The sequence below is a fragment of the Gammaproteobacteria bacterium genome (genome assembly GCA_013696315.1).
In the GTDB taxonomy this organism is placed as follows: domain Bacteria; phylum Pseudomonadota; class Gammaproteobacteria; order JACCYU01; family JACCYU01; genus JACCYU01.
Genome location: JACCYU010000018.1, coordinates 1 through 5,848, shown reverse-complemented (window position 1 = coordinate 5,848; position 5,848 = coordinate 1). Strand labels below are relative to the sequence as shown.

The window sequence follows — 5,848 nt, the reverse complement described above, 5'->3', positions numbered from 1 at the left end:
TACCAAGACCATCGCCCTGGAGGTGGCCGAGCTTGGCATCACCTGCAACGCCATCTGTCCCGGCTACGTGCAGACGCCGCTGGTGGAAGGCCAGATCGCGGATACCGCCAAAGCGCGCGGCATCACGCGGGAAGAAGTGCTGCGCGACGTGCTGCTGGCGGCGCAGCCGACGAAGCAATTCGTGCAGCCTGAGCAGGTGGGCGCGCTGGTGGTTTATCTCGCAGGCGATGCCGCCGCCGCGATCACCGGCAGCGCCTTGACCATGGATGGTGGCTGGACCGCGCAATGAGCGTTAAAGCAAACGAAACCTCAGCGCCCGCCAAACGGCGCAAGGCAGCGCGATCCAATGCCAACAGTTCCGGGGGTAACGGGGCCAGATCCATCAACCTGGCGTTGCAGGGCGGCGGCGCGCACGGTGCGTTTACGTGTGGCGTGCTGGATCGTTTGCTGGAAGACGAGCGGATCGCCATCGAAGCGATCAGCGGCACCAGCGCGGGCGCGATGAACGCCGTCGCGCTCGCGGACGGTTTCGAGAAAGGCGGGCGGGAAGGCGCGCGCGAGGCGTTGCACCGTTTCTGGAGGGCGGCGAGCGAGGGAGCGTGCTTCAGTCTGATCCAGCGCACGCCGTGGGATCAGTGGGCGGGCAACTGGAGCCTCAATACATCGCCCGGCTATCTGGCTCTCGACATGCTGACTCGACTTGCCTCGCCTTACGAACTCAACCCGTTCAACCTCAATCCGCTCAAGGATTTCCTCGCGCGGCAGATCGATTTCGACACGGTGCGCTGTTGCGGCCAGATTAAACTGTTTGTGTCGGCCACCAGTGTGCGCACGGGCCGCGCCCGTATCTTCAGGAATGCCGAACTCTCGCCCGACGCGGTGATGGCCTCGGCGTGTTTGCCAAACATGTTTCAGGCCGTAGAGATCGACGGCGAAGCGTTCTGGGACGGCGGTTACATGGGCAACCCGGCGCTGCACCCGTTCATCTATCGTTGCGCCACGCGCGATATCGTCATCGTGCAGATCAATCCCATCGATTCGCCCCACACCCCGAAGCGCGCCCGCGACATTCTGGACCGCATCAACGAGATCAACTTCAACAGCAGCCTGCTGGCCGAGCTGCGCGCCATCGAGTTCGTGACCCGCCTGCTCGACGATGGCCAACTGGATCCGAAGCGATACAAGCGCATGCTGATTCACCGCATTGACGGCGAGGCCGAGCTCACACCGCTGGATGCGTCGAGCAAGGTAAACGCCGAGTGGGTGTTTCTGGAAGCTTTGCACGGTATGGGTTATCGCGCCGCCAGCAAGTGGCTGGCGCGGCATTTCGATGAGCTCGGCGAGACCTCCTCGGTGAACCTGCGGTCCATGTTTGCGGGCGCTTAAGCCGGGTGTCCCGCCGTGACTTGTGCCGGCACGCAGCGTGCCAAGTTTAATTGTAAAATTTACACCACAGTTTGTAACGGTTTGTAAACATCCCAGGACACTGCCGCGGCTGATGTCTGGGCTCGGGCGCAGAGACTGCTCGTCAACATGTGCCGCCGTGGCATGCATTCCGGTTTACGTCCCCCCGCCGAAATTAACCATTAAACGATTACAGAAAAACCGAGAAACAGTGTTGCTTCGAGGATACTCGCGGTCGGCGTCAGGCACCCCCGATTTCCCACGCTAACCATTGTTCTGGCGAATGTATTCACCTTGCGGACCCAACAGAAAGCACCGGATTACGCGAGGCATGGAACTTGCTGTCCCCATGCTTGTCGCGTCCGCTCGGTCCGCATTCCACAGGCCGGCAATACCAGAAGCTCAGCGCCGCGACGGAATGCCGTTGACCCCGTCTCCACTCGCCATCGGAGGATGCGAATATGGCCGCCACGGCCGCTGCCAACAATAAGCCTGAACACAATATCGACTGGTCCGCCATCTACGCGGATCCTAAATTCCAGGAACTGCACCGCAAAAAGAAAACCCTCATCGTGACGCTAATGATCGTGTCGATGATTTACTACTTTCTGTTGCCCATCGGGGGTGGTTATTTCCCCGGTATTTTCACGGTGAAGGTCTGGGGGCCGGTCAATGTCGGCCTCCTGTTCGCGCTCTCTCAATTCGTAGTCGCCTGGATCATCGCCGCCGTGTACGCGGCCCGCGGCAACGGGGAGTTCGATCGGCTGGCTGCCGAGGTTCGCAAGAACGCCGAGCGTCACGGCGTGCTGAAGCCCGCTGCCACCGAGAGCACCGAGCGCAAGAAGGGGGCCGCATGAAGCGCACACCCTTGCAAGGCGGCCTGCTGACGGCGGTCCTGCTCAGCCCCGGCGCAGCACTGGCCCAGGGCGCCGTGGCGCCCGAGTGGCGGTGGCTAACGATACTCGTGTTCGGCGCCATCATCGCGCTTACCCTGTTTGTCACCTATATCGCCGCCAAGCGCGTGAGCTCGGCAAGCGATTATTACGCCGCCGGGAGCGGGATCAGCGGTTTACAGAATGGCTGGGCGATTGCCGGCGATTATCTGTCGGCTGCTTCCTTCTTAGGGATAGCGGGCTTGATCGCCCTATACGGATTCGACGGATTTCTGTACTCGGTTGGCTTCCTGGTCGCCTTTGTCACGGTGCTGCTGGTGATCGCGGAGCCCTGCCGCAATATCGGCAAATACACCCTCTCGGACATCCTCGCTTTCCGCAACAACCCGCGCACCGCGCGCGTCATGGGGTCACTTTCCATCATCACGGTGTCGATCTTCTATCTCACCGCGCAGATGGTGGGTGGCGGCCTGCTGGTCGAACTCATCGTCGGCATCGACTACACCGTGTCGGTAATCGCAGTGGGCTTGCTGATGCTCGTCTACGTGCTGTTCGGCGGCATGCTGGCGACCACCTGGGTGCAGATCATCAAGGCGGTGCTGCTGGTCATCGCCGCCATTTTATTAACGATCCTGGCGTGGGCGCCTTATGGTTTTTCGCTGCCTGGGCTGCTCGACGCCGTAATCAGCGACGAGAAAGTGCTGGCCCAGGTGGTCAAGTTACTGGGCGGCGCCGGCAACATGAACGAGGCCGAACTGGGTCAGCTGTTCCTGGAACCCGGCCTGTATCTCACCCGCCCGCTGGACCTGATTTCGTTAGGTCTGGGCCTGGTGCTGGGGACGGCGGGTCTTCCGCATATACTCATGCGTTTTTTCACGGTGCCCGATGCCAAGCAGGCCCGCAAGTCGGTGGTGTGGGCCATGGCCATCATCGGCGGCTTTTACGTGATCACGTTGATCCTCGGCATGTCCGCCGCCATCAATGTGGGCGCGCTGGACATCGCCACCTTCGACGAGGGAGGCAATATGGCGGCGCCATTGCTGGCGCAACATCTGGGCGGCGGGCCGGACGCCCTGCTGGGTAATCTGTTGCTAGCCTTCGTGGCGGCGGTCGCCTTCGCGACCATCGTGGCGGTAGTGGCCGGGCTCGTGCTGGCCTCCTCGGCGGCCATTGCCCATGATCTGTGGGTGAACGTGTTCCGCGGCGGGCATGCGGAGCCTGCCGAACAGGTGCGCGCCGCGCGGGTCGCGACCCTCATCGTGGGCGCCATCGCAATTACCATCGGCATTCTGGCCGAGGGTCAGAACGTGGCGCATCTGGTGGGCCTGGCCTTCGCGGTGGCTGCTTCGGCCAATCTCCCCTGCCTGCTATTGACCTTGTACTGGCGGCGGCGCAACACGGGCGGCATCGTAGCTGGCATTCTGGTGGGCACATTGAGCGCGGTGGCGCTGGTGATGATGTCTCCCAACATGACTTATCCGCTGATCGAAACGGCGGATGCGCAGGCGGTGGTCGACGCCGGCCCGGCGACTATAAAGGAAATCAGGGCCGATATGGCTAAAGCCACTAACCCGCGCGAGCGCCGGTCGCTAAAATCCGAGATCAGCGCCGTCAACGAACAAGTCGCCGCGGCCAAAGCGGACATCAAGACTTACGAGGGACAGACCGAGAGCATGCTGGGACTTAAAGCGCCACTATTCCCGCTCGAAAATCCAGGCATCGTCTCCATCCCGCTCGGCTTCCTGGCGGTGTTTCTGGGGTCGTTGCTGTGGCGCGACCGGCGCGCCGAAGAGATGTGGGAGGAGACGTACGTCCGCCAGCAGACAGGCATCCTGTCTTCGGCGGGTGCAGCGCATTAGCCCAGGTAAGCCCCAGGGTTAGACTAATCAGCGGCTTCAACGATGAGCGAAACTCACACGACTGTACAGGTGTAAAAAATGTCAGAAGAGAAACTTTACAAGGTTCCATCCGAACTCGCGTCAAAGGCACATATCGATGCGGGCGAGTACAAGGAGATCTACAAGCGTTCCGTGGATGATCCCGAAGGCTTCTGGGCCGAGCAGGCCGAAGCGTTCCTGGACTGGTCCAAACCGTTCGACAAGGACAAGGTGCTGGATTGGGATTTCAAGGAAGCCCACATCCGCTGGTTCGAGGGCGGCACGCTCAACGCCGCGTACAACTGCGTGGACCGACATCTGGAAAAACGTGGCGATCAGCCCGCCATCATCTGGGAGGGCGATGAGCCCGATGATGCCAAAACGATAACCTTCAAGGAATTACACGAGCAGGTCTGCAAGTTCGCCAACGTGCTCAAAGAAAAGGACGTCAAGAAGGGCGATCGGGTAGCCATTTACATGCCCATGATCCCGGAAGTCGCTGTGGCAATGCTCGCCTGCGCGCGTATCGGCGCCATTCACTCGGTTGTGTTCGCGGGTTTCTCGCCGGGGGCGCTCAAGGATCGCGTTCAGGACTCGGATTGTCGCGTGGTTATAACGGCCGATGAAAGTGTGCGTGGCGGCAAGAACACGCCATCCAAGGCCAATACCGACAAGGGACTGAAAGAATGTCCAGATGTCAAAACCGTAATTGTGGTCAGGCGCACCGGTAACGACGTGCCGTGGAACGATGACCGCGACCACTGGTATCACGAGTTGATGGACAAGGCCAGCGCGGAGTGCGAACCCGAGGAGATGGACGCCGAAGATCCGCTGTTTATTCTCTATACGTCGGGGTCCACCGGCAGCCCCAAAGGCGTGCTGCACACCACCGGCGGGTACCTGCTGTACACCGCCATCACGCACAAATACGTATTCGATTATCAGGATGGTGAGGTTTACTGGTGTACGGCCGATGTCGGCTGGGTTACGGGCCACTCGTACATTTTGTATGGGCCACTGGTCAATGGTGCGACGACTGTCATGTTCGAGGGCGTGCCGACCTACCCGGACGCCAGCCGTCACTGGGAGATCGTGGACAAGCACAAGGTCAATATTTACTACACGGCACCCACCGCGATCCGCGCGCTTATGGGCAAGGGCGACGACCCCGTCAACAAGTCCTCGCGCGACAGTCTGCGCATACTCGGCACCGTGGGCGAACCGATCAACCCGGAAGCCTGGGAGTGGTTTTACCGTACGGTCGGTAAGGAGCGCTGCCCCATCATGGACACCTGGTGGCAGACGGAGACCGGGGGTCTCATGATAACCGCGCTGCCGGGCGCCATCGACCTCAAGCCAGGCTCGGCCACGGTGCCATTCTTTGGCGTACAGCCGGTGCTGCTCGACGATGAAGGCAAGGTGCAGGACGGGGCCGCGAAAGGCAATCTGTGTATAGCGTTTCCATGGCCCGGACAGATGCGCACCGTGTACGGCGATCACAAGCGCTTCAAGGAGACGTACTTCGACCCTTATCCGGGCTGCTACTTCTCCGGCGACGGTGCGCGCCGCGACGAGGACGGTTACTACTGGATCACGGGACGGGTAGACGACGTGATCAACGTCTCCGGCCATCGCATGGGCACCGCCGAGGTCGAGAGTGCACTGGTTTTGCAC

General features: G+C 61.0%; 5 protein-coding genes. All 5 read left to right on the top strand.

Annotated elements, in window-relative coordinates; genetic code table 11:
* Positions 1-289 (top strand): SDR family oxidoreductase (locus tag H0V34_01005; GenBank protein ID MBA2490327.1); only part of this gene is annotated, 289 nt, incomplete at its 5' end.
* Positions 286-1,386 carry a patatin-like phospholipase family protein gene (locus H0V34_01000; protein ID MBA2490326.1) on the top strand — a complete coding sequence of 367 codons (1,101 nt, stop codon included), beginning with the start codon at positions 286-288 and terminating at the stop codon, positions 1,384-1,386. The genes H0V34_01005 and H0V34_01000, both read left to right, overlap by 4 nt.
* Positions 1,387-1,865: 479 nt before the next feature.
* A complete protein-coding gene (locus H0V34_00995) occupies positions 1,866-2,261 on the top strand; it encodes a DUF485 domain-containing protein (GenBank protein MBA2490325.1) in 396 nt (131 codons plus the stop codon).
* The gene (gene actP / locus H0V34_00990; GenBank protein MBA2490324.1) at positions 2,258-4,156 is read left to right on the top strand and encodes a cation/acetate symporter ActP; all 1,899 of its coding nucleotides are present in this window, start codon (positions 2,258-2,260) and stop codon (positions 4,154-4,156) included. The genes H0V34_00995 and actP overlap by 4 nt, the downstream gene beginning before the upstream one ends.
* A gap of 78 nt (positions 4,157-4,234) precedes the next feature.
* A partial coding sequence (gene acs, locus H0V34_00985) for an acetate--CoA ligase (GenBank protein MBA2490323.1) occupies positions 4,235-5,848 on the top strand: 1,614 nt, incomplete at its 3' end.